The organism is Streptomyces sp. NBC_00691, from assembly GCF_036226665.1.
GTDB lineage: Bacteria > Actinomycetota > Actinomycetes > Streptomycetales > Streptomycetaceae > Streptomyces.
Genome location: NZ_CP109007.1, coordinates 6,894,048 through 6,916,214, shown reverse-complemented (window position 1 = coordinate 6,916,214; position 22,167 = coordinate 6,894,048). Strand labels below are relative to the sequence as shown.

The window sequence follows — 22,167 nt, the reverse complement described above, 5'->3', positions numbered from 1 at the left end:
AACTCTTGCCATCAGCTGATCCACGCCGTCCGTCGCCGGGAGCGCAGTCATGACCGTTGGCCACTACCTCGAGGAATTCCACGAGCTGCCCGTGTTCCCCTTCCAGGACACGGAACCGGACGCGCGGGTCGAACTCCCCGACGCCGCGGCGGTCGCCTGGCGGCTCTCCTCGCCCACCTACTGCGAGGACGACGACGAGCAGTGGGGTGCGCAGTTCGAGCGGTTCCTGAAGACGGTCGACGTGAGCCGGGTGCGCGCCCTGGTCGTCGGCGGCTGGGACGAGGCGTACGAGAACTCCTCGGCGGACATCGTCACGGCGCTCATCGCCGCCAACAACCGGCTGACCTCCCTGGAGGCGGTCTTCCTCGGCGACATGACGGGCGAGGACTGCGAGATCTCCTGGATCATCCAGTCCGATGTGACCCCGCTGCTCGCCGCCTACCCGGCCCTGCGGGAGTTCGGGGTGCGCGGAGGTTCGCACCTGGCCTTCCCCTCGATCCGGCACACCGGTCTGGAGAGCCTGGTCGTGGAGACCGGCGGTCTGGGTGCCGAGGTCGTGCGCGGGATCGTGGGCAGTGACCTGCCCGCCCTGGAGAAGCTGGAACTCTGGCTCGGCACCGACGAGTACGGCGGCGACAGCACGGCGGACGACCTCGCGCCGCTGCTCTCCGGCGCGGCGTTCCCCGCCCTCCGTTCGCTCGGCCTGTGCAACAGCGTGGTCCAGGACGCCGTGGCCGCCGCCGTGGCGGGCGCGCCCGTGCTCGCCCGGATCGAGCGGCTCGACCTGTCGATGGGCGTCCTCACGGACGAGGGCGCCGCGGCGCTGCTCGACGGCCAGCCGCTGACCCATCTGAGCCACCTCGACCTCTCCCACCACTATCTGTCGGAGGACATGAGGAAGCGGGTGCTCGCCGCGCTCGCCCCGCACGGCGTGGTCGTGGACCTCGACGACGCCCAGGAGGCGGACGACGAGGGGGACGGCCGCGTCTGGCGGTACGTCGCGGTCGCCGAGTGACCGCCCGCCCGCGCCTCGTGGTCGTCGGGGATCCGGCGGGCCGCCGCGTCGCGTTCTTCCAGGACGCGCTGCGGTCCGCCGGGCTGCCCGGGGCGCGGGTGGTGTCCTGGCCCGAGGTGCTGCGCGGTGCGGCACGGTTCGCGGAGGGCGAGACGGTGCGTCTGGACTCGCCCGGCGAGGACCCCGAGGCCGACCGGCTCCTTCGGGAGGTCGACGATCCGGCGCGGGTCGAGGGCACCGGCCGCTGGTACGCGCGGTTCGTCGCCGCCACCGGGGAACTCGCCCGGTCCGTCGCCGAGGCGGGCGCGGCGCTCGTCGACGACCCCGCCGAGCTGGCGGCTCTGTTCGACAAGCGGCTGAGCCACGGTCTGCTCCGCGCGGCCGGGGTGCCGGTGCCCGAGTCGCCGACGTCCGGACCCTCCGCGCCGGTCGTACGCGGCTGGGCGGATGTCCGGGCGCTGACGGCCGGGCCCGGACTGCGCCGGGTCTTCGTGAAGCTCGCGCACGGCTCCTCCGCCTCGGGGGTGCTCGCGGTCGAGACGAACGGCGCGGGCCGGGTCCACGCCACCACCTCGGTGGAGCTCGGGCCCGACGGACGGCTGTTCAACTCGCTGCGGGTACGGCGCTACAGGAGTGAGCGCGAGGTCGCCGCGATCGTGGACGCCCTCGCCCCCGACGGGCTGCACGTGGAGCGCTGGCTGCCCAAGGCCGCCCAGGGCGGCCGGGCGGCCGACCTGCGGGTGGTGGTGGTCGACGGCCGGGCCACCCACGCCGTGCTGCGCACCAGCCGCTCCCCCATGACCAATCTCCATCTGGGCGGGACCCGGGGCGATCTGCTCGCCGCCCGGGCCGCGATCACGGAGGCCGGCGCTCGGTGGACGGACGCGCTCGACGTGTGCGAGCGGGCCGCCGCGGTCTTCCCCGGCACCCGGTGCGTGGGGGTCGACCTGCTGCCGTCGACGGGCTGGCGCCGTTTCGCCGTGGGCGAGGTCAACGCCTTCGGCGACCTGCTGCCGGGCCTCACGGGCCTGCCCGGGTCCGGTGCCGAGGGCCTCGACACGTACGGGGCCCAGGTCGCCGCCCAGTTCCCCCGCACCCCCCGACTCACCAGCACCAGCACCAGCACCAGCACCACAGGAACGAGCACCGCGTGAACCAGCCCGACATGAACACGATCGTCGGCAGCCACGATCTGCTCCTGGTCACCCTCGACACACTGCGGTACGACGTGGCGGTCGAGCTGGCGGCCGCGGGCCGCATCCCGCACCTCGCCCGCCATCTCCCCGGCGGTGTCTGGGAGCGGCGACACGCGCCCGGCAGCTTCACCTACGCCTCCCACCAGGCGATCTTCGCCGGATTCCTGCCGACCCCGGCCTCCCCCGGCCCGCACCCGAGGCTGTTCGCGGCGCGCTTCGCCGGCAGCGAGACGACCGCAGACGGCACCTACGTCCACGACACCCCGGACTTCGTGTCCGCCCTCGCGGAGGCGGGCTACCGGACGGTCTGCGTCGGCGGGGTCGGCTTCTTCAACGGGCAGCCGCCGCTCGGCACCGTGCTTCCCGGCCTGTTCCAGGAGAGCCACTGGGAGCCCTCGTTCGGCGTGGCCTCCGCCACTTCCTTCGCGTCGCAGGTCGACCGCGCCGAGGAGGTCGTCGCCGGTCTCCCCGAGGAGCGGAGGCTGTTCCTCTTCGTCAACGTGTCCGCGCTGCACCAGCCCAACTGGTTCCACCTGCCGGGCGCCACCCGCGAGGCGGGCGACTCGCGGGCCACCCATGCCGCCGCCCTGGAGTACGTCGACCGGCACATCGGGCGGCTCTTCGCCGCGATGAGCAGCCGCCGCCCGTGTTTCGCGATCGTCTGCTCCGACCACGGCACCGCCTACGGGGAGGACGGGTACACCGGTCACCGGCTCGGCCACGAGGTCGTGTGGACCGTCCCTTACGCGCAGTTCGAGCTCGCCGGCCCGGAGCGGGAGGCCGTGGCATGAGCGACAGCGCCGCCCCGCGTCCGTACCGGAGCTATGTCTACGCCTACCCGCACAAGACGGCGTACCGGCCGCTCCCCGACCCCGCGCCCTCGCTCGCCGCGCTCTGGCGGGACGAGCCGAAGGACGCGCTCTCCCTCTACGCGCACATACCGTTCTGCGAGGTCCGCTGCGGCTTCTGCAATCTCTTCACCCGGATCGGCGCCCCCGACGAGCTGACCACGCGTTATCTCGACGCGCTGGACCGCCAGGCCACGGCCGTCCGCGAGGCCCTCGGCGACCGGGGCCCGGTGCGGTTCGCGACGGCCGCGTTCGGCGGCGGCACGCCCACCTTCCTCACCGCCGACGAGCTGGAGCGGCTCTGCGACATCGCCGAGAAGCGGATGGGCGTGGATCTGCGGGCGGTGCCGCTGTCCGTGGAGACCTCCCCCGCGACGGCGACCGCCGACCGCCTCGCCCTGCTCGCCGAGCGGGGCGCGACCCGGCTCAGCATCGGGGTGCAGAGCTTCGTGGAGGCCGAGGCGCGGGCAGCCGTCCGGCCGCAGCGCCGCGCCGACGTCGAATCGGCCCTCGGCCGGATCCGGGAGACCGGCGTGCCCGTGCTCAACATCGACCTGATCTACGGTATCGACGGCCAGACCGAGGAGTCCTGGCGTTCCTCGCTGGACGCCGCCCACGCCTGGCGCCCCGAGGAGCTGTACCTCTATCCGCTGTACGTGCGGCCGCTCACCGGCCTCGGCCGGATCTCCCCCGCTGCCGACCGGGAGTGGGACGAGCAGCGGCTGCGGCTCTACCGGTTCGGCCGGGACCATCTCCTGGCGCGGGGCTACGAGCAGGTGTCGATGCGGATGTTCCGCCGGACCGACGCCGCACCGCTCGGTCCCGACGACTACGCCTGCCAGACCGACGGGATGATCGGCCTGGGCTGCGGGGCCCGCTCGTACACCTCGGCCCTCCACTACTCCTTCGACTACGCCGTCGACATGCGGGAGATCCGTACGATCATCGACGCCTACACGGAGGCCGCGGACTTCTCGCGGGCCGAGGTCGGCCGGTGGGTCGACGCCGGGGAGGCCAGGCGGCGCCATCTGCTCCAGTCGCTGCTCCAGGCCGAGGGCATGCCGGTCGCCGGGTACGAGGAGCGGTTCGGCGCGTCTCCGTTCGCGGACTTCCCGGCGGAGCTCGCCCGGTTCGAGGCCCTCGGCTGGCTGGACGAGGAGGCACCGTCCGGGCTGCTCCGGCTGTCCCCGGAGGGCCTGGCCCACTCGGACGGCCTCGGCCCGGAGCTCTTCTCCCCCTCGGTGCGGGCCGCGATGGCCGCGTACGAGCCGAAGTAGGCGGCGGCCATGGACCTGACACCCGCACCACTCCCCGACCCGCACCCGCACCCGCGCCCACACCCCCACCCGGGCTCGCCATCGGGACCGGGCCTGATCCCGGCCCGGCTCCCTGACCCGCTCCCGGTCGTCGACCCGGGCATGGACCTGACCCTGCTCTACCGCGGGCCGCTCTCCTCCTGCGACTTCGACTGTCCGTACTGCCCGTTCGCCAAGCGCCGGGACAGCCGGGAGCAGCTCCGCGCGGACCGAGCGGCGCTCGAACGGTTCACCGGGTGGGCCGCCGGGCAGACCGGGGACCGGCTTCGCGTCCTCTTCACCCCGTGGGGCGAGGGCCTGGTCCGCTCCTGGTACCGGCGGGCGCTCGTCGAGCTGTCCCGGCTCCCCCATGTGGAGCGGGTGGCGATCCAGACGAACCTGAGCTGCCGTACCGACTGGCTGGCGGAGGCGGACCGGGAGAGCGTGGCGCTCTGGTGCACGTACCACCCGGGGCAGACGCCGTACGAGCGCTTCCTCGCCAGGTGCGGGGAGCTGGCGGAGCGGGGCATCCGCTTCAGCGTCGGCGTCGTCGGGCTTCCGGAGCACACGGAGCACGCCCGGCGGCTGCGGGCCGCGCTGCCGTCACACGTCTACCTCTGGGTGAACGCGGCGGAGGGGCACGCGTACACCGACGCGGAGGCCGCGGTGTGGACGCGGATCGACCCCCTCTTCCCCTACAGCCGCCAGCCGCACCGCTCGGCGGGGCTGCCGTGCCGGACCGGGGAGTCGGTGATCTCGGTGGACGGCGAGGGAACGGTCCGGCGCTGCCATTTCGTCAAGGCCGAGCTGGGGAACCTGTACGACGGCTCGTACCGCGCCGCCCTCCGCCCCCGTGCCTGCCCCCTCGCCGTCTGCGACTGTCACATCGGCTACGTCCATCTGGAGACGCTGCCGCTGTACGACGTGTTCGCCGGCGGGGTCCTGGAGCGGATCCCCGCCGTCGTCCGCCCGCCGGCCCTGCCCGGAACTACAGGGGCATGAGGTCGGGGCGCTTCGCCTCGACGTGGTCGCCGGAGCTCTCGCCGCGCAGTCGCCGCCCGATCCAGGGCACGAGGTACTCCCTGGCCCAGTGGATGTCGTCGCGGCGCACCTCGAGCGTGCCGCGCGGGGGCACCGGCGGCCACTCCTGGTCCGGGTCGGCCGGCACCGGCATGCCGAGGACCTGGGCGGCGCGCAGGGCGACCCGGGTGTGGCCGTCCGACGAGAGGTGCAGCCGGTCGTCGTCCCAGGCTCGCCGGTCCTGCACGGACTTCAGGGACCAGAGGTCGAGGACCGGGCAGCCGTAGCGGTCCGCGACGGCCCGGACGTGCCCGTTGTACGTGGCGATCTTGCCGCGCAGGTGCTTGAGGAGCGCGACGCCGCGCGTGTCGAAGCCGGTGGTCACCATCACGGTGCCGACGGCGGAGGTCAGGTCGGCCACGGCGCGCTCGAAGCGCTCGGCGACCTCGTCGGGGTCCGTGCCGGGGCGGATGATGTCGTTCCCTCCGGCGCAGAAGGTCACCAGGTCGGGGGCGAGTTCCTTCGCCCGGGGGACCTGTTCCGCCACGATCTGGTCGAGGAGGCGCCCGCGTACGGCCAGGTTGGCGTAGCGGAAGGCGTCGTGCTCCGGCAGCTGGTCGGCGAGCAGCACCGCGAAGCGGTCCGCCCAGCCGACGTACGTCCCGTCGGGCCCGGGGTCTCCGACGCCCTCGGTGAAGCTGTCACCGATCGCCGCGTACGACCCGAATGCGTGCGTGTCTCTTGATCTCGAATCGTCTGCCACGGGAGCACATCCTTCCCTTTCGGATGTGACCTACGCGACCGTAAGGAGGGGTTGACGTCGGGTGACATATGCCACCGATAAAGAATTCGCCAAGCCGGAATAGACCCGGAACACGCCGGAGGCCCGGCACGTGGGTGCCGGGCCTCCTGGTGACGACGGGGCGTCAGATGTTCACGCCGTGCTGACGCAGGGTGGAGATCGGGTCGATGTCGGAGCCGTACTCCGGACCGGTGCGCATCTCGAAGTGCAGGTGCGGTCCGGTGACGTTGCCGGTCGCGCCGGAGAGGCCGATCTGCTCTCCGCCGCTCACGGTCTGGCCGGCGGAGACGGAGATCGAGGAGAGGTGGGCGTACTGCGAGAAGGTGCCGTCGGCGTGCTGGATGACGACCTGGTTGCCGTACGCGCCGCCGTCGCCCGCGGAGTACACGGTGCCGGGGCCGACCGCGACGACCGTGGTGCCGGTGGAGGCCATGAAGTCGACACCGGTGTGGTAGCCGGAGGACCACATGGAGCCGGAGGCGCGGTACGGGGTGGACATGCCGCCGCTGACCGGGGCGACCCAGCCGGAGGCGGAGGTCGAGGCGCCGGACTTCGAGGACTGCGAGGCGGAGGCGTCCGCGGACGGGGTGCTCGCGGCCGGGGCGGAGGAGCGCTCGCTGCTCCGGGAGGCGCGCGAGGTGTCGCCGTTCTTCGCGGAGCTCTCGGGGGCGGCCTTGGGCGCGGCACTCTTCGGCGCGGCGGCCTTGGCGGTGCTCTTGGCGCCGAGGGTGAGCTTCATGCCCGGCAGGATGAGGGAGGGGTTCTCCCCGACGACCTGACGGTTGTCCGCGTACAGCTTCTGCCAGCCGCCGGCGAGGTGGTGCTCGGCGGCGATCTTCGAGAGGTAGTCACCCCGCACGACGGAGTACGTCGTGGGCGCGGCCTTGGCGGCGGGCGCGGCCTCGGCGACGGCCGGGGCCTTGGCGGCGGCGGTGACGGCCTGGCCGGGAGCGGAGGCCGGGGCGGCCTGCTCGGCGGCGTGGGCGCCGGTGGCACCGAGGAGCGGGAGGGCGACGACGGCGCCTCCCGTACCGGCGGCGGCGATTCCGCGGGTGAGGCGGTTGGACTTGATGCGGCGGTGCTTACCCTTCGCGGGCATGGCGAATTCCTCTCCGGCGCCTACGAGGTGAGCTGTCGGGTTCGGACTGGAGATGTCCGGCCGCGCTCTCACGCGGCTTCACCCCGAGCCGTCCTGCGTCGCGGGACCGGCGTACTTCCTGGGTCCCCCGCTCCTGCCACGCATGGGATGAGTGGAATTCCGGACGGTGGCAGGATTCGGCGGTCCGACCGGATTGACGGTGACGCTAGACGAGCGGGGTCGGGGCGAACAAGCCACGGATTTCTTCCGACTTTCCCCGTACGGCCTTTCACCCGGAATTCCGGTCACCCTCCGTGGATGACGGACCTTCGATCTCCTTTTCACGTACGGCAATTGACCGGGCCCGTCGGCCACGATCCGTCACTTCTATGACCCTGCTCACGCACCTGGGCTCATCTCGCCTGTAAACAGGGCGCGTTATACACAAAAGCCCAATTCGGACAGATCACCCATTCCCGTCCAGGGGGGTGCGCCATCGCGTCCCCACCGGGATGATTGCCCTCGGAACCGATCTCGCATCGGGCACCCGAACGTCGACCCATCAGGAGCATCCGTGACGCAGCAGCTGCCGCAGGTCCCGCCCATCGAAGCGAACGAGCCCGAGCTGGCCGAGGTCCGCAACTTCCGGGACGTGGGCGGCCTGCCGACGACGGACGGGCGCGCCGTGCACCCGGGCCGCCTCTTCCGCAGCGGCCACCTCGCCCATGCCACCGAGGAGGACGTCACCTTCCTCGACTCGCTCGGACTGCACACGGTCTTCGACTTCCGGAACCTCGCCGACCGGAAGATCGAGGGGCCGGACGTCGATCTTCCGGGCGTGCGGAACGTGAACATACCCCTCAACGACCCGGCCGACGGCAAGGAGTTCTGGAAGCTGGTCCGCGACGGCGACATCGAGCAGCTTCGGGAGATCCTCGGCGACGGCAAGGCCGCGGACCGAATGTCCGACTCGTACCGGAAGATGGTGGTCGAGCGGACCGATGAGCACAGCCGGATCCTGCACTCCCTGGCCGAGGACAGCCTTCCCGCCCTGATGCACTGCGCGGCCGGCAAGGACCGCGCCGGGCTCTCCATCGCGATCACCCTGCTGGCCGTCGGGGTCGAGCGGGAGGCGATCGAGGCCGACTACGTGAAGTCGAACGCCCCGCACCGCCGCTACAAGGTGCGCCGCAGCTCCACCGCCCCGGACGCGATGTCGCCCGAGGTGATGGAGCTGCTGAGCCCGCTGTTCGACGCGCGGGTGGAGTACCTGCGGGGCGCCTTCGAGATGATCGAGGCGACCTGGGGCTCGGTGGACGCCTACCTCTCGGACGGCCTGAAGCTGTCTCCGGAGACCCGCGAGCGCCTCCGCGAGCGGCTGCTCACGGAGGCGTGAGCGGGACCTACTGGTTCTGCCCGCCGAGCATGAAGAGCAGATAGAGGAAGCCGGCGAAGAGGTGCCCGGCGACCAGATAGGCGAAGAGGCGCAGGACGAGGCCCTTGGGGAACTTGCCCTCACCTCGCTCTTCACCGGTGACGGATCGTGACTTCTCGGACATCTCGGCCCTTTTCTGTCGAAGGAAGTACGCGGGATCAAAGCCGGTGCGGTGTTCCGTCGCCGAGACACAGCTCGGCGACGGGGCTCTGCAACAGGGTGTGGACGAAGAGCAGCTCGGCCCCGCCGGGGGTCGCCGCTCCGATCCGGTGCGGGGTGAACGAGTCGAAGTGCGCGCTGTCCCCGGGATCGAGGACGTGGACGGCCTCGCCGAGCGCGAGCCGCACCCGGCCCGACAGGACGTGGATCCACTCCTCGCCGGGGTGGACACGCACGATGTCGCCCCGGGTGGCGTACGGCACATGGACCCGCAGGCACTGCAGGGCGCGCCCGGCGCCGCCCGCCTGGCGGTAGATCCAGCCGTCGGCCTCGACGGGCTCGGAACGCCCGGCGCGGACGACGGGGTCGCGTTCGGGGGGCGTCTCGCCGAGCAGCTCGGAGACCGTCGTACCGTAGATACGGGCGAGGGCGAGCAGCATCGGGAGCGAGGGCTGCCGGTTCCCCGTCTCCAGGCGCGAGAGGTGGGCCGGCGAGAGGCCGGCCCGCTGGGCGGCGGCCTCCAGGGTGAGTCCCCGGCGGCGGCGCAGGGCCCGCAGCTGCGGGGCGACGTCCGGCAGGACGTCGGGGCCGGCGGCGCCAGGGGCGCCGGGGGCCGGAGTGACGGGGTCCGGGGAGGTCTCCCCGGGGACGTGGTCCATGCGTCCATTCCGCCAGGATCGTGCCTCTGAGGCAAGTTTCTTGCCTCAGAGGCAAAAGCCCGGGGCCATACGGTCAGCGCTGTGCGACGGCCTGTTTCACCAGGGTCTTCCCGAAGTCCCACATCAGCCCGCCGCCGCCGTGGGCGTCGTCCATGACCGCCGTGAAGGCGGTGACGAACCGGTCCACGTCCGCCTCGTCGACGACCAGGGGCGGGATCAGCTTGATCACCTCCAGATGGTCCCCGGAGACCTGGGTGAGGATCTGGTGCCGCTGGAGCAGCGGGACGACGACCATCTGGGCGAAGAGGCCCTTCCTGGCCGCCTGGAGCATCGTCCAGCGCCCGCGCAGCCCCAGCGAGGACGGCCGGCCGAACTCGATCCCGATCATCAGCCCGCGCCCGCGGATCTCGTGGAGCAGCTCGTACCGGGGCACGAGCTCCTTCAGCCGCCCGGAGAGCAGGTCACCGATCCGGCGGGCGTGCGCGACCGTCCCCTCGTCCTCCATGACCGAGAGGACGGCGAGCCCGGCCGCCATGGCCTGAGCGTTCGAGCCGAAGCTCGCCGAGTGGACCAGGACCCGGTCCATCGACGAGTAGACCTTCTTGAAGATCCAGTCCTTGCCGAGGGTGGCGCCGACCGGCACGTAGCCGCCGGAGAGCGCCTTGGCGACGCAGACCAGGTCGGGTTCGACGCCGTCCTCGTGCTGGTAGGCGTAGAAGTCGCCGGTCCTGCCGAGGCCGGTCTGCACCTCGTCGACGATGAGCAGCGCCCCGTGCCGGTGCAGCAGCTCCTGCGCGGCGCGCAGGAAACCCGGCGGGGCCTCGTGGACACCCTTGCCCTGGATGGGCTCGACGATGAAGGCGGCCACGTCGCCCCTGCGCAGCTCCCGCTCCAGGGCGTCGAGGTCACCGAGCCCGATCGCCGTGTCGGGCAGCAGCGGGGCGAAGCCGTCCCGGAAGCCGTTCTCCCCGTTGACGGAGAGGGAGCCGGTGGTGAGCCCGTGGAAGGCGTGGGAGCAGTAGACGACCCTGGGCCGCCCGGTGGCGTACCGGGCGAACTTGAGGGCGGTCTCCACGGCCTCCGTGCCGCTGCTGCCGAAGAAGACCCGGTCCAGGTGCGGGCTGTGCGCCAGCAGCCGCTCGGCGAGGAGTCCGGGCAGCGGCTGGCAGTCGAACCGGGTGAGGTCGGCGAGCTGGGCGTCCAGGACGTCGTGGAGGGCCTTGCGGACGACGGGGTGGTGCCGTCCGAGACCCATCACGCCGAAGCCGGCGAGCATGTCGAGGTGGTCGACCCCGTCGGCGTCCCAGAAATGGGCTCCCTCGGCGCGCTCGTACACCTTGTCGAAGCCGATGGTGTGGAGCATGCGTGGCAGCTGGTGGTTGAGGTGGCGGGCGTGGAGCTCGTACCGCTCGCCACCGCGCTCGGCGAGCAGCGCCCGCAGGTCGAACTCACCCTTCACGGTCGCTCACCCGTCTCACGGCCGGTCACCGGCTCCATGGGTCCTCACCCTTTCGCCGTCGGTCACCCGTTGTTCCCCGAGACGGTCTCCCGGACCGCGCGCAGGGATTCCTTGAGGGAACCCATGGTGGCGAGGACGGCGGTGGGCTCGTAGCCGCAGTGCGCCATGCAGTTGGCGCAGCGCGGGTCCTTGCCGCGACCGTACTTGTCCCAGTCGGTGTCCTCGATGAGTTCGCGGTACGTGGGGACGTATCCGTCGCTCATGAGATAGCAGGGCCGCTGCCATCCGAAGAGCGAATAGTTCGGAATGGCCCAGGCGGTGCAGGGGAAGTCCGCCTTTCCTTCCAGGAAGTCCAGGAAGAGCGGCGAGTGGTTGAGGCGCCAGCGGCGCCGGTTTCCGCCGGCGAAGGCCTTCTTGAACAGCTCGCGGGTCTGCTCGACGCCGAGGAAGTGCTCCTGGTCGGGGGCCTTCTCGTACGCGTACGCGGGCGAGATCATCATCTCGTCGACCTGGAGGTCGTCGTTGAGGTAATTGAGCACCTCGATGATGGTCTGCGGGGTGTCGGTGTTGAAGAAGGTCGAATTGGTGGTGACGCGGAAACCGCGCCGCTTGGCCTCCTTGATGGCCGCCACCGCCTCGTCGAACACGCCCTCCTTGGCGACGGATTCGTCGTGCCGCTCGCGCAGGCCGTCGATGTGCACGGCGAAGGCGAAGTACGGCGAGGGCGTGAAGTTCTCCAGCTTCTTGCGCAGCAGCATCGCGTTGGTGCAGAGGAAGACGTACTTCCGCTTGGCCACCAACTGGCGCACGATCTCGTCGATCTGCGGGTGCATCAGGGGCTCGCCGCCCGCGATGGACACCATGGGGGCGCCGGACTCGAGGACGGCGCCGACCGCCTGGGCGACCGGCATGCGCTGCTTGAGGACGCCGGCCGGGTGCTGGATCTTTCCGCAGCCCTCGCACTTGAGGTTGCAGGCGAACAGCGGCTCGAGCTCGACGATCAGCGGGAACTTCTCACGCTTGCGGAGCTTCTGTTCGAAGAGATAGGTCCCGACCCGGATGGACTGACGGAGCGGCATGGCCATAACTCGCTCACCTCCTGGGGAGCAGCAAAGAACGGTGCCATTCGAAGAATGCGGGAAGGACGGCACGAAGAACACGGAAGGCCGATATTCCCCCGCGCACCGTGCCGATCCGGACCAGTTCATGTTCTGGAGCGTCCACGACCACCCGGACGGCCGCAACCGGGCGGCCGTCCGGCCCCGGACCGCCGCGGGCCGTTCCCAGCGTCGCGGCGGACTCCATGTCGACGGCGATGGCGCCGGTGGCGCGCAGCGCGGCCCGCTCGGGGCCCCGCACCACATGGTCGGAGCCGGTCAGCGGCCCGGTGTGCACGGCCCGCCCGGGCACGGCTCTGACCAGCGCCTTCACCAGGAGCTCGGTCCCGGTGCAGGAGATCGTGCCGTCGGGACCGCGGGCCTCCTCGGCGACGATCAGGTCCCCCGGGTGCATCCCGGGGGCGAGCCCCGCGCAGAAACCGGAGGCGATGACGGCGGCGTCCTGCCATCCGTGCGTGCCGAGGGCCCGGGAGACGGCCCGGCGTGCCTTGTCGGGCCCCATGCCGGTCCGGAGCACGGTGACGGGCCCGGGGGCGTCGGCCCGGTCCCCGCTGCGCAGGGCGAGCTGCTCGATGCCGAGGGCACAGGCGATCAGCAGCGGCGGGGCGCCGGGGCCCGGCTCGCGCCCCATCAGCGGACCTTGCCGGGCGAGGGCTCCCCGTGCACGTAGCGTCCGAGCGCCGTGAGCGGGAAGACCAGACGGTAGAGGTGGTAGTTGATCGAGAAGTCCCAGGGGAAGCCGGTTCCCGTGAAGTACGGCTCGTCCCAGGAGCCGTCCTCGCGCTGGGTCTCGGCCAGCCAGGCGACCCCGCGGCGGACGGGGTCGGAGTCCCGCTCGCCGGCCGCGAGGAGGGCGATCAGCGCCCAGGCGGTCTGGGAGGCGGTGGAGGCGCCGCGCCCGATCCATGTCTCGTCGTGGTACGAGCGGAGGTCCTCGCCCCAGCCGCCGTCCTCGTTCTGGACGGTACCGAGCCAGTGGACGGCCCGGCGGATCGCCGGGTGGGAGACGGGGAGCCCGGCCGCGGTGAGCGCGGGGAGCACCGATCCCGTGCCGTACACGTGGTTCACGCCCCAGCGGCCGAACCAGGCACCGTTCGGCTCCTGCGCGGCCAGCAGCCAGTCGATTCCCCCGCGGGTACGGGGGTCCCGGGCCAGTCCCTCGAAGGCGAGCATCTCCACGACATGGGCGGTGACGTCGGCGGAGGGCGGGTCGATCACCTCGCCGAAGTCGCAGAAGGGCAGCTTGTTGGGGAGGGCACTGGTGTTGTCGGCGTCGAAGGCGCCCCAGGCGCCGCCCTTCGACTGCATCCCGAGGGTCCACCGCGCGCCCCGGGCGACGGCCGCTTCCAGCCGGGCGGGGTCGGGGTGCCTGACCCTGCGGAAGGCGAGGAGCACTTCCGCGGTGTCGTCGATGTCGGGGTAGTTGTCGTTGTGGAACTCGAACGCCCAGCCGCCCGGCGGCAGTTCGGGCCTCCGGACGGACCAGTCCCCGGTCCGGGTGATCTCCTCGTCGAGCATCCAGTCGACGGCCTTCAACAGGGCCGGGTGGTCGGGTTCGAGCCCGGCGTCGGCGAGCGCGATGACGGCGAGGCAGGTGTCCCAGACCGGCGACTGACAGGCCTCGACCATCCGCGAGCCGTCCTCGCGCCAGACCGCGAACCGGTCGAGCGAGGCGAGTCCGGCCCGCATGACGGGGTGCTGGAGGTCGTAGCCGAGGAGGTGGAGGGCGATGACCGAGTAGACGGCGGGCGGCTGGATGCCGCCCCAGCAGCCGTCGTTCTCCTGGCGCTCGATGATCCAGCGCGCGGCCTGGTTCATCGCGGTCCTGCGCAGGGCGCGCGGCGCCACCCGGTGGTAGAGGTGCAGCGCCTTGTCGAGGCGCTGGAAGAGCCCGTCCCAGCCGGTGGCGGGGGCGAGCGGCCGGGGCGGGTTCGGCAGGGCGGGGTCGGTGTGCAGCTCGTCGAGCGGGAAGGGTGCGGGGCGGACCGGGCGCTTCGCGGAGACCACGGTGAGCGGCACGATGGTCTGCCGGGCCCAGCAGCCGAAGTCGTAGATGTTGAGCGGGAACCACTTGGGCAGGAAGAGGAGTTCCGGAGGCAGCTCGGGCAGATCCTCCCAGCGCCACCAGCCGAAGAGGGCGAGCCAGATCCTGGTGAAGACCCGGGCGGAGGCGATGCCCCCGCCGGCCCGGACCCAGGCGGAGGCCCGGGCCATGTGCGGGGCGTCGGGCAGGTCTCCGGCGAGCCGCAGGGCCACATAGGCCTCGACGGTGGCGGAGAGGTCGCCGGGCCCGCCGTAGAAGGTGGCCCAGGCGCCGTCCTCACGCTGCTCGCGGCGGATGTGGAGGGCCGCGGCGTGCGTGGTGTCGGCGTCGAGGATGCCCAGGAACTGGCGGAGGAGGAGGTCCTCGGCGTCCATGGTGACGTTGGTCTCCAGGTCGCCCTTCCACCAGCCCTCGGGGTCCTGCCGGGCGAGCAGATGCCCGGCGGCCCGCTCCGCCGCCCGCGCGGCGGCCTCGTCGAGGCCGGACGCGTCGGGCAGGGCGGTTCCGTCGAGCGCCGCCGCGGCGGCACCGGGTCGGAGCTCGTTCGTCGTGCTGGCCGCGGCCGCCCGGGGGCCCACGGCCCCGGCGCTTCCGTCGGTCGTCGCTGTCATGGCTTCCCCTTTGCGCAGTCGGTTACTTCTGCTTCTACGGGTCTGCCGTCGGCCGGCGCCGGGTGGCACCGGCCGGCGACCGCGAACTCATATCAGGGTGATGGTGATCATCTCTTCCGTACGACCACGAAGTCGGCCAGCGCGACGAGCTGCGCCCGCACCCGGGCGGGCATGTCCACCTCGTCGAGGGCCTCGATCGCGATCGTGTGCTGGCGGCGGGCCTCCTGGGAGGTCCACTCGCGTCCTCCGGCCTCCTCGATGAGGGCCGCGCGGGTGGCGAACTCCTCCTCGGAGAAGGTGTCGAAGTCGTTGGACTTGGCGTCCGCGGCGAGGAGTTCGCCGAGCCGCTCGGATGCGGGGCCGCCGGCCGCGAGGGCCGCGACGACCGGCAGGGACTTCTTGCGCTGGCGCAGGTCGCTCCAGGTCTGCTTGCCGGTGGCCTCGGGGTCGCCCCAGATGCCGAGCAGGTCGTCGACGGCCTGGAAGGCGAGCCCGAGGTGGTACCCGTACTCCTCTAGCTTGTCGGCCGTGCGGTCGTCGGCGCCGCCGAGGACCGCACCGATGGAGACCGCGCAGGCGAGCAGGGCGCCGGTCTTGTTGCCCTCCATCTCCAGGCACTCCTCGACGGTGACCCGCTCGCGGTGCTCGTAGGAGATGTCCTGGGCCTGGCCGTCGATGAGCTTGCGGCTCGCGGTGGTGAGCCGGCGGGTCGCCCGGCCGGCCTCCACCGTGCCGAGCTCCAGCAGGATCTCGTTGGCCAGGGCGAACAGGGCGTCGCCGACCAGGATGGCCTGCGCGGGGCCGTGCACCTTCCACACGGTGTCGCGGTGGCGGCGCTGCTCGTCCCCGTCCATCAGGTCGTCGTGCAGCAGCGAGAAGTTGTGGACGAGCTCCACGGCGACGGCACCGGGGATCCCGACCTCGGGGGCGACGCCCGCGGCCTCGGCCGACAGCAGGGCGAGCGCGGGGCGGACGGCCTTGCCGCTGTCCCCGTCCGCGGGGTTGCCCTGCGCGTCGATCCAGCCGAAGTGGTAGGCGGCCACGGTGTCCATGGGCGGCGCGAGGCGGTCGACGGCCGCCCGCAGTACGGGGGTGGACAGGGTCCGCCCCCGCTCCAGCAGTGCGGACACGTCCGCGGTGTCGACGGCCGGATTACCCGGCGGCACAGTCGGCACGGTCTCTCCTCTTGTTCCGGTACTCACACTCATGCCGCCTCCTGCAGCGGATGGTCATGGCGGCGGCCGAGGGCGGAGAGCGCGGCACCCGCGGCGCTGAAGCCACTGCGGACGGCACCCTCCATGGTCGCGGGCCAGCCGGTGGCGGTCCAGGCCCCGGCCAGGAAGAGCCCCGGTGCCTGGGTGCGGGCGCCGGGGCGGAGCCGGCCGACGCCCGGGGCGGGGGCGAACGTGGCCGTCCGCTCCCTTGTGACGAAGAAGTCGCGGATCCCGGCGCCGCGCGCGGCGGGCAGCAGCCGCTCCAGCTCGGGGAGGTACTTCGCGCGCAGGGCGGCGACGGTCTCGTCGATCTCGTCCCCGGCGGCGGACTGGGAGACGGCGAGGTACTGGCCCCCGCCGGTGAGCCCGGAGGAGTCCGTGCGGTCGAAGACCCACTGCACCGGGGAGCCGAGGGCGGTGAAGAACGGCCGCTTCAGCACCTTGCGGTCGTAGATCACGTGCAGGTTGAGGATGGGCGCGGTCGCGATGTCGAGGAGCCGGTCGGGGTCGTCGAGGGCGCCCTCGGGCAGCAGGCCGTGGGTCTCCTCCTGCGGTACGGCTAGCACGACGGCGTCCGCGAGGAGCGTCTCGCCGGGCACCTCGACGGCCCAACGCCCGTCTTCGGTACGGGAGATCCGCTCGGCCTTGGTGCGGAGCGCGGTGCGTACCCCGAGGGCGTCGAGCTCCTTCGCCGCCCGGGTGTCGTGGAGTTCGCCGAGCGGCACATGGGCCCAGCCGATGTCGGCGGCGCCGGGCTCGGAGAGGAGTCCGGTCTTGAAGACCATCGCGGCGAGCCCCATGGAGGCCTGCGGGGCGGGGGCGTTGAGGGTGGGGATGCCGACCAGGTCCCAGAGGGCGGCGACGGTCCGCGGGGACTGGCCGTGCCGGCCGAGCCAGGTGGCGAAGTCGATGCCGTCGAGCGCCGGGTCGGCGGGGTCGAGCTTCCTGAGGGCGAGCGCGGCCCGGCCGACGGAGGCCCGCTCGGCGAGCGAGAGGTGCGGGTAGGTCGCGAGGCTGCGCGCCAGGTGCAGGGGTACCGGGAGGTTGTCGCGGCGGATCCGGCCGAGCCGCGGCCCGCGCGGGTGCCCGACGTCGAGGACGGGGACGTCGAGGCGGTCCTGGAGGGGGGCGAGCCGGGCGGCGTCGACCCGGTCGAGGAACCAGCGGTAGGCGGTGCAGCAGCGCAGGTAGACGTGCTGGCCGTTGTCGACGGTGAGGTCGCCCCGGCGGAAGGAGAAGGCGAGGCCGCCGAGCCTGGGCCTGCCCTCCAGGAGGGTCACGCCGACGCCGGCGTCGGCGAGCTGGAGGGCTGCGGTGATGCCGGCGAGCCCGCCGCCGACGACGACGGCCCGCGGCTGCCGGGTGTGCTGTCCGGTTCCCTCGTGGGTCACTCGGCCTCCGTTCGGGTCGTCGCGGTCGGGGTCGCCATGGTCCGGGCCGCCCACGGCAGGGACGCCGGGGCGGTGCCGGGGGTTGCCCGGCGGGCGGGGACGGCGGCGTACGGAGGCATCAGGCACGCCTCCTGACGGAGCGCCTGGCGACGGTGCGGGTGTCCAGGCCGGAGAGGCCGCGCACCGCGACGTACGCCTTCTCCCGGCCCGGCAGCGAGACGCGGCCGCGCAGCACGGCCTCGGGGTCGCGTTCGATCCGGTCGAGCAGACGGCGGTAGATGCCGGCCATGGCGGCGACACAGGCGCCGCTGCGCCGGTCGAGCATGGGAAGCAGCCGGTAGCCCTCGGCGAACAGGGCGCGGGCGCGCCGCACTTCGAAGTGGACGAGCCCGGCGAAGTCGGCGCCGGCGGGCGGCCGGTCGCTGCCGAAGCCGTCGCCGCAGCCGAACTTGGCGAGGTCGTCGGCGGGCAGATAGGTCCGTCCGTTCCCGGCGTCCTCGCGTACGTCCCTGAGGATGTTGGTGAGTTGGAGCGCGAGACCGAGGGTGTCGGCGTACTCGGGGGCCCGGTCGGCGCCCGGGGCGCCGGGCTGGGTGCCGAAGACGCCGAGGGAGATCCGGCCGATCGCCCCGGCGACGCAGCGGCAGTAGACCTTGAGGTCGTCCCAGGTCTCGTAGGTCGCGCCGTGCACGTCCATGAGGACGCCGTCGATGAGCTCGTCGAGGCCGCCGAGCGGGATCGGGAAACGGCGGGCCGAGTCGGCGAGGGCGACGGCGACCGGGTCGGTGTCGTCCTCGTCGATCTTCCCCTCGCGGACCCGGGCGAGCAGGTCGCGCGTGGCCTCCAGGCGATCCTGCTTGGCCTCCGGCGCGAGGGTTCCGTCGCCGATGTCGTCGACGCGCCGGGAGAACGCGTACAGCGCGGACATCGCCTGGCGCTTCTCGGTCGGCAGCAGCCGGATTCCGTAGGCGAAGTTCCGCGCCTGCTGTCCGGTCACCGCCTCGCAGTAGCTGTAGGCGGCCTGTACCGGTGCGGACGGCTGGGGCTGTGCCTCCACGGTCGCGCTCACCCCTCTCTCCGCGCCCGGAGCAGAACCGCTCCCGCCTGGCGCATCAGGCTCGGCTTGGTGGCCTTCGGTGGGCCGGTCAGCACGTCGTATCCGGCGTCGGTGATCGCGTCGAGTGCCGCCAGGCCCCCGGCGGTGAAGCCCGCCAGGAGGAGGCGGAGCCGGCCGTGGACGCTGCCGACGAGCGGGGCACCGGCGTGGAGGAGGTCGCGGGCCCGCTCGGCCTCGAAGGCGATCAGGGCGCGGACGGAGGCTCCGGCGGTGGGCCGGGCGAGGTCGCTCTCGGTGACGTGGAACCGCTTGAGGTCCTCGGCGGGGAGATAGACGCGGTCGTTGCCGAGGTCCTCGGCGACGTCCTGGAGGTGCTCGACGATCTGGAGGGCGGTGCAGATCTCGTCGGAGCGCCTGATCCGCTCGGGGGTGTCGGTGCCGGTGATGGCGAGGACGAGCCGCCCGACGGTGTTGGCGGAGAGCTCGCAGTACGCGAGGAGGTCGTCGTACGTCTCGTAGCGGCTGACCTGCTGGTCCTGGCGGTTGGCGGCGATCAGGCCGAGGAACGGCTCGGGGGTGAGCCCGCAACGGCGCACGGTCGGCAGGAGGCCCTGGAGGAGGGGGTGGCGGGGGGTGCCGTCGAAGACGCGGCGGAGGTCCGCCTCGAAGGCGTCGAGGAAGGCGAGCCGGTCCTGTGCCGTCTCCGGATCGAGCCCGAGGTGGCGGGCGTCGGCTCCGCCGGGGGCGAGGTCGCCGTCCCCGATGTCGTCGACGAGGCGGGCGAACCCGTAGACGGCCATCAGGTCGTCGCGCCAGGCCCGGGGCAGGAAGAACGGAGCCACGGGGAAGTTCTCGTCCGCGGCCTTGCCGAGGGTGGCGCGCGAGGAGGCGTCGATGCGCGCCTGCCGGGTGTCCGTCACAGGTCACTGCCCGACGGAGGGACGGCGAGACCCTCGTGGAGCTGGAGATTCTGCGTCATGGCCGTCACGTCTCCCGTTCTACACTGCCGAGTCAATCCATCCTATTTCGGACACGCCGCCGACCCCTGCCCGTAGAGCCGCCGCCCGGAGGCCCGATGGCCGTGGGGTATCGCCCTACTTGCCGCGAAACAGACCGGTCCAGCTTACGTTGTACGACGGCCGTCGCCATTCGGGGGTGCCGGGCGTCCGGCAGCTCACCTGTACGAGTCGTCAACCCTCCTGCACCGCACGGCAGTTCGGCCCGCGGCGGAGGTCAGAGGGCGCGCGTACCGGAGACGACCATGGCGAGGGTGGTCTCGACGACGGCGTTCCTGCGCTGGGCGGGAAGGCGGCGAAGAGGCCCGTCGAGCAGGAGAAGTGACAGTCCGTGCACGGCCGACCACGCGGCGGCGCCCGCGGCCGGGCGGACGGCCGGGAGCGGGGCGCCGGCCCGGGTGAGGCCCTCGAAGGCGTCCCGGAGCAGGGTGAAGGCGCGGACCTCGGGTTCGGGCACCTGCCGCTCCGGCATCGGCGCGGCCGTTGCGTCCGGGCGGGGCACGCAGAAGGCGGCCCGGTAGAGGCCCGGCTGGTCGACGGCGAAGCCGACGTACCCCCGGCAGAGGGCGGCGAGCCGGCGCTCCGCCGCGAGGGCCGGGTCGTCGGCGCCGGGCTCACGGGCCGCGGCCCGTTCCATGGCGTCGGCGAGCACGCACTGGGCGTGGGTCCTGACGGTGCGGAGGAGTTCGCCGCGTCCGTCGAAGTGCCGGTAGGCGGCGGTGGGCGAGACGCCGACCCGGCGGGCCGCCTCGCGCAGGACGACCCTTTCGGGGCCGCCCTCGGTGGCGAGGTCGACGGCGGCGCAGATCAGCGCGTTGCGCAGATCGCCGTGGTGGTAGGTCTTTCCCCCCGAGATCGCTGCCATGGACTCATCCTGCCCGATGTTGCCAGCATGAACATTCCAGGTGGCGGCGCGACGCGCGGAAAACGGAACCGCCCCCGCCGGAAATCGGCGGGGGCGGCACCAGGACACGGGGGAGGATCAGCGGGCGGTCTCCCGCTCGTAGGCCTTGAGGACCTCGTCCGTGGGCCCGTCCATGAGGAGCTGCCCCTTCTCCAGCCAGAGCACCCGGTCGCAGGTGTCCCGGATGGACTTGTTGCTGTGGCTCACCAGGAAGACCGTGCCGGCCTCCTTGCGGAGCTCGCGGATGCGCTCCTCGGAGCGGATCTGGAACTTGCGGTCACCGGTCGCCAGCGCCTCGTCGATGAGGAGGACGTCGTGGTTCTTGGCGGCCGCGATGGCGAAGCGGAGGCGGGCGCCCATGCCGGAGGAGTACGTGCGCATGGGCAGGCTGATGAAGTCGCCCTTCTCGTTGATGCCGGAGAAGTCGACGATCCCGTCGTAGCGCGAGCGCACCTCCTCACGGCTCATGCCCATGGCCAGGCCGCCCAGGATCACGTTGCGCTCACCGGTGAGGTCGTTCATGAGGGCCGCGTTGACGCCCAGGAGCGAGGGCTGACCGTCCGTGTAGACCCTGCCGCTCTCGGTGGGGAGCAGCCCGGCGACGGCGCGCAGGAGCGTGGACTTGCCCGAGCCGTTGGAGCCGATGAGGCCGATGGCCTCGCCGCGGTAGGCGGTGAAGGTGACGCCGCGGACCGCGTGGACCTTGCGGACGCCCCGGCTGACCTCGGCCTTGCCGCGGCCGACGATCCGGCTGAGCGCCGCCGTGGCGCTGCCCTTGCCGCCGCCACCGGTGTTGACCCGGTAGACGATGTGGACGTCGTCGCAGATGACGGTGGGAACGTCGGACCGCTGGGCGTTGATGTCGGTGTCAGCCACGGCCGTACCTCTCCTCGGCCTTCCAGAAGTAGATGAAGCCGCCGATGCCGAAGACCAGGGCCCAGGCGAGCGCGGTCATCCAGACGTGCGCCGGCAGGTTGTCCGCGCCGTAGCCCTCGATGAGGGCGAAACGGATGAGGTCCATGTACACGGCCGCCGGGTTGTACATGAGGATGTCGGCGATCCAGGCCGGCTTGTCGGCGAGCATCGTCTGGATCGAGAACATCACACCGGACGCGTACATCCAGGTCCGCATCACGAACGGCATCAGCTGGGCGAGGTCGGGCGTCTTGGAGCCCATCCTGGCCATGATCATGGCCAGCCCGATGTTGAACACGAACTGCAGGAACAGTGCCGGGAACAGCAGCAGCCAGCGGGCCGAGGGGTAGCTGCCGAAGGCGATCGCGATCGCCACGAGGACGATCATCGAGAAGAGCAGCTGCTGGAGCTGCTGGAGCGAGAACGAGATGGGCAGCGTGGCCCGGGGGAAGTGCAGGGCCCGGACCAGGCCCAGGTTCCCCGAGATCGCCCGGACGCCGGCCATGACCGAACTCTGGGTGAAGGTGAACACGAAGATGCCGGTGACCAGGAACGGGATGTAGACGTCCTTGGTCATGCCGCGCCCGGCGTCCAGGATGAGCCCGAAGATCAGGTAGTAGACCAGCGCGTTCAGCAGCGGGGTCGCCACCTGCCAGACCTGGCCCAGCTTCGCCTGGCTGTACTGGGCGGTCAGCTTGGCCGAGGAGAAGGCCAGGATGAAGTGGCGGCGGCTCCACAGCTCGCGGACGTACTCGAACAGTCCGGGCCGGGCGCCGCTGACCGACAGCCCGTACTTCTCGGCGAGCGCGGCCGGGGTCAGGCCCTCGTCGATGGACGGGGGCGCGCTCGTCGCGACCGCCCCGCCCTGCTGTGTGTCACTCACAAGTCGAAACTTTCGTGTTCAAGATGCGCGGCACGTCGGTACCACGAT

22 protein-coding genes and 1 riboswitch are annotated in these 22,167 nt (G+C 72.2%); of the genes, 6 read left to right on the top strand and 16 right to left on the bottom strand.

The window, feature by feature from the left end:
* Positions 1-49: 49 nt before the first annotated feature.
* From OG392_RS31060 to OG392_RS31040, 5 genes are all read left to right on the top strand, one after another.
* Positions 50-1,015: an STM4015 family protein gene (locus OG392_RS31060; RefSeq protein WP_329284928.1), complete on the top strand. Its 966-nt coding sequence runs from the start codon at positions 50-52 to the stop codon at positions 1,013-1,015.
* Complete coding sequence (locus OG392_RS31055) at positions 1,012-2,169, top strand: STM4014 family protein (protein WP_329284926.1); 1,158 nt, start codon at positions 1,012-1,014, stop codon at positions 2,167-2,169. The genes OG392_RS31060 and OG392_RS31055 overlap by 4 nt, the downstream gene beginning before the upstream one ends.
* Before the next feature lie 11 nt (positions 2,170-2,180).
* Positions 2,181-3,002, top strand: a complete 822-nt coding sequence (locus OG392_RS31050; RefSeq protein ID WP_329287567.1) for an STM4013/SEN3800 family hydrolase — start codon at positions 2,181-2,183, stop codon at positions 3,000-3,002.
* Positions 2,999-4,336: an STM4012 family radical SAM protein gene (locus OG392_RS31045; RefSeq protein ID WP_329284925.1), complete on the top strand. Its 1,338-nt coding sequence runs from the start codon at positions 2,999-3,001 to the stop codon at positions 4,334-4,336. Before OG392_RS31050 ends, OG392_RS31045 begins: the two co-directional genes overlap by 4 nt.
* A gap of 141 nt (positions 4,337-4,477) precedes the next feature.
* Positions 4,478-5,356: an STM4011 family radical SAM protein gene (locus OG392_RS31040; RefSeq protein WP_329287566.1), complete on the top strand. Its 879-nt coding sequence runs from the start codon at positions 4,478-4,480 to the stop codon at positions 5,354-5,356.
* Here OG392_RS31040 and OG392_RS31035 read toward each other — a convergent pair.
* Together OG392_RS31035 and OG392_RS31030 are read right to left on the bottom strand one after the other, a co-directional pair.
* Entirely contained in the window at positions 5,343-6,137 is a 795-nt protein-coding gene (locus OG392_RS31035) for an SGNH/GDSL hydrolase family protein (RefSeq protein WP_329284923.1), read from the bottom strand. The genes OG392_RS31040 and OG392_RS31035 overlap by 14 nt on opposite strands.
* 163 nt (positions 6,138-6,300) lie before the next feature.
* A complete protein-coding gene (locus OG392_RS31030; protein ID WP_329284922.1) occupies positions 6,301-7,275 on the bottom strand; it encodes a M23 family metallopeptidase in 975 nt (324 codons plus the stop codon).
* A gap of 4 nt (positions 7,276-7,279) precedes the next feature.
* A riboswitch (cyclic di-AMP (ydaO/yuaA leader) is annotated at positions 7,280-7,439 on the bottom strand.
* Positions 7,440-7,828: 389 nt separating this feature from the next.
* On the opposite strand from OG392_RS31030, the gene OG392_RS31025 reads away from it, so the two are divergent.
* Entirely contained in the window at positions 7,829-8,650 is an 822-nt protein-coding gene (locus OG392_RS31025) for a tyrosine-protein phosphatase (RefSeq protein ID WP_329284920.1), read from the top strand.
* 7 nt (positions 8,651-8,657) lie between these two features.
* Here OG392_RS31025 and OG392_RS31020 read toward each other — a convergent pair whose 3' ends face one another.
* The 14 genes from OG392_RS31020 to OG392_RS30955 all read right to left on the bottom strand — a co-directional run bounded on the left by OG392_RS31020 (position 8,658) and on the right by OG392_RS30955 (position 22,119).
* The gene (locus OG392_RS31020; RefSeq protein WP_329284919.1) at positions 8,658-8,813 is read right to left on the bottom strand and encodes a DUF6126 family protein; all 156 of its coding nucleotides are present in this window, start codon (positions 8,811-8,813) and stop codon (positions 8,658-8,660) included.
* A gap of 34 nt (positions 8,814-8,847) precedes the next feature.
* On the bottom strand, positions 8,848-9,507 hold the full coding sequence (locus OG392_RS31015; RefSeq protein ID WP_329284918.1) for a helix-turn-helix domain-containing protein: 660 nt from the start codon (positions 9,505-9,507) through the stop codon (positions 8,848-8,850).
* A gap of 73 nt (positions 9,508-9,580) precedes the next feature.
* Entirely contained in the window at positions 9,581-10,966 is a 1,386-nt protein-coding gene (locus tag OG392_RS31010) for an aspartate aminotransferase family protein (RefSeq protein ID WP_329284917.1), read from the bottom strand.
* Positions 10,967-11,028: 62 nt separating this feature from the next.
* Positions 11,029-12,051, bottom strand: a complete 1,023-nt coding sequence (gene hpnH / locus OG392_RS31005) for an adenosyl-hopene transferase HpnH (protein WP_030313699.1) — start codon at positions 12,049-12,051, stop codon at positions 11,029-11,031.
* Between the two features lie 7 nt (positions 12,052-12,058).
* A complete protein-coding gene (locus tag OG392_RS31000; RefSeq protein WP_329284915.1) occupies positions 12,059-12,715 on the bottom strand; it encodes a phosphorylase family protein in 657 nt (218 codons plus the stop codon).
* Complete coding sequence (gene shc / locus OG392_RS30995) at positions 12,715-14,739, bottom strand: squalene--hopene cyclase (RefSeq protein ID WP_329284913.1); 2,025 nt, start codon at positions 14,737-14,739, stop codon at positions 12,715-12,717. The genes OG392_RS31000 and shc overlap by 1 nt, the downstream gene beginning before the upstream one ends.
* Positions 14,740-14,846: 107 nt before the next feature.
* On the bottom strand, positions 14,847-15,947 hold the full coding sequence (locus OG392_RS30990) for a polyprenyl synthetase family protein (protein ID WP_329284912.1): 1,101 nt from the start codon (positions 15,945-15,947) through the stop codon (positions 14,847-14,849).
* Positions 15,944-17,344 carry a hydroxysqualene dehydroxylase HpnE gene (hpnE, locus tag OG392_RS30985; RefSeq protein ID WP_329284910.1) on the bottom strand — a complete coding sequence of 467 codons (1,401 nt, stop codon included), beginning with the start codon at positions 17,342-17,344 and terminating at the stop codon, positions 15,944-15,946. The genes OG392_RS30990 and hpnE overlap by 4 nt, the downstream gene beginning before the upstream one ends.
* Positions 17,341-17,463 (bottom strand): hypothetical protein, encoded by a 123-nt coding sequence (locus OG392_RS30980; RefSeq protein ID WP_329284907.1) that lies wholly within the window; start codon positions 17,461-17,463, stop codon positions 17,341-17,343. The genes hpnE and OG392_RS30980 overlap by 4 nt, the downstream gene beginning before the upstream one ends.
* Complete coding sequence (gene hpnD, locus OG392_RS30975) at positions 17,463-18,413, bottom strand: presqualene diphosphate synthase HpnD (RefSeq protein WP_329284905.1); 951 nt, start codon at positions 18,411-18,413, stop codon at positions 17,463-17,465. The genes OG392_RS30980 and hpnD overlap by 1 nt, the downstream gene beginning before the upstream one ends.
* Positions 18,410-19,321, bottom strand: coding sequence for a squalene synthase HpnC (gene hpnC, locus OG392_RS30970; protein WP_329284903.1), 912 nt, complete (start codon positions 19,319-19,321; stop codon positions 18,410-18,412). The genes hpnD and hpnC overlap by 4 nt, the downstream gene beginning before the upstream one ends.
* A 313-nt stretch (positions 19,322-19,634) precedes the next feature.
* Positions 19,635-20,282 (bottom strand): TetR/AcrR family transcriptional regulator, encoded by a 648-nt coding sequence (locus tag OG392_RS30965; protein ID WP_329284902.1) that lies wholly within the window; start codon positions 20,280-20,282, stop codon positions 19,635-19,637.
* A gap of 117 nt (positions 20,283-20,399) precedes the next feature.
* Entirely contained in the window at positions 20,400-21,197 is a 798-nt protein-coding gene (locus OG392_RS30960; RefSeq protein ID WP_329284900.1) for an ABC transporter ATP-binding protein, read from the bottom strand.
* On the bottom strand, positions 21,190-22,119 hold the full coding sequence (locus OG392_RS30955; protein ID WP_329284898.1) for an ABC transporter permease: 930 nt from the start codon (positions 22,117-22,119) through the stop codon (positions 21,190-21,192). Before OG392_RS30955 ends, OG392_RS30960 begins: the two co-directional genes overlap by 8 nt.
* Between the last annotated feature and the right edge of the window lie 48 nt (positions 22,120-22,167).

Bases quoted from the DNA above. Each gene is read 5' to 3' on its own strand.
- OG392_RS30990 (WP_329284912.1), bottom strand. From the start codon at position 15,947: ATGAGTGTGAGTACCGGAACAAGAGGAGAGACCGTGCCGACTGTGCCG.
- OG392_RS31060 (WP_329284928.1), top strand. From the start codon at position 50: ATGACCGTTGGCCACTACCTCGAGGAATTCCACGAGCTGCCCGTGTTC.
- OG392_RS30980 (WP_329284907.1), bottom strand. From the start codon at position 17,463: ATGCCTCCGTACGCCGCCGTCCCCGCCCGCCGGGCAACCCCCGGCACC.
- OG392_RS31030 (WP_329284922.1), bottom strand. From the start codon at position 7,275: ATGCCCGCGAAGGGTAAGCACCGCCGCATCAAGTCCAACCGCCTCACC.
- OG392_RS31000 (WP_329284915.1), bottom strand. From the start codon at position 12,715: ATGGGGCGCGAGCCGGGCCCCGGCGCCCCGCCGCTGCTGATCGCCTGT.
- OG392_RS30965 (WP_329284902.1), bottom strand. From the start codon at position 20,282: ATGGCAGCGATCTCGGGGGGAAAGACCTACCACCACGGCGATCTGCGC.
- OG392_RS31020 (WP_329284919.1), bottom strand. From the start codon at position 8,813: ATGTCCGAGAAGTCACGATCCGTCACCGGTGAAGAGCGAGGTGAGGGC.
- OG392_RS31040 (WP_329287566.1), top strand. From the start codon at position 4,478: ATGGACCTGACCCTGCTCTACCGCGGGCCGCTCTCCTCCTGCGACTTC.
- shc (WP_329284913.1), bottom strand. From the start codon at position 14,739: ATGACAGCGACGACCGACGGAAGCGCCGGGGCCGTGGGCCCCCGGGCG.
- hpnH (WP_030313699.1), bottom strand. From the start codon at position 12,051: ATGGCCATGCCGCTCCGTCAGTCCATCCGGGTCGGGACCTATCTCTTC.
- OG392_RS31050 (WP_329287567.1), top strand. From the start codon at position 2,181: ATGAACACGATCGTCGGCAGCCACGATCTGCTCCTGGTCACCCTCGAC.
- OG392_RS31045 (WP_329284925.1), top strand. From the start codon at position 2,999: ATGAGCGACAGCGCCGCCCCGCGTCCGTACCGGAGCTATGTCTACGCC.
- OG392_RS31015 (WP_329284918.1), bottom strand. From the start codon at position 9,507: ATGGACCACGTCCCCGGGGAGACCTCCCCGGACCCCGTCACTCCGGCC.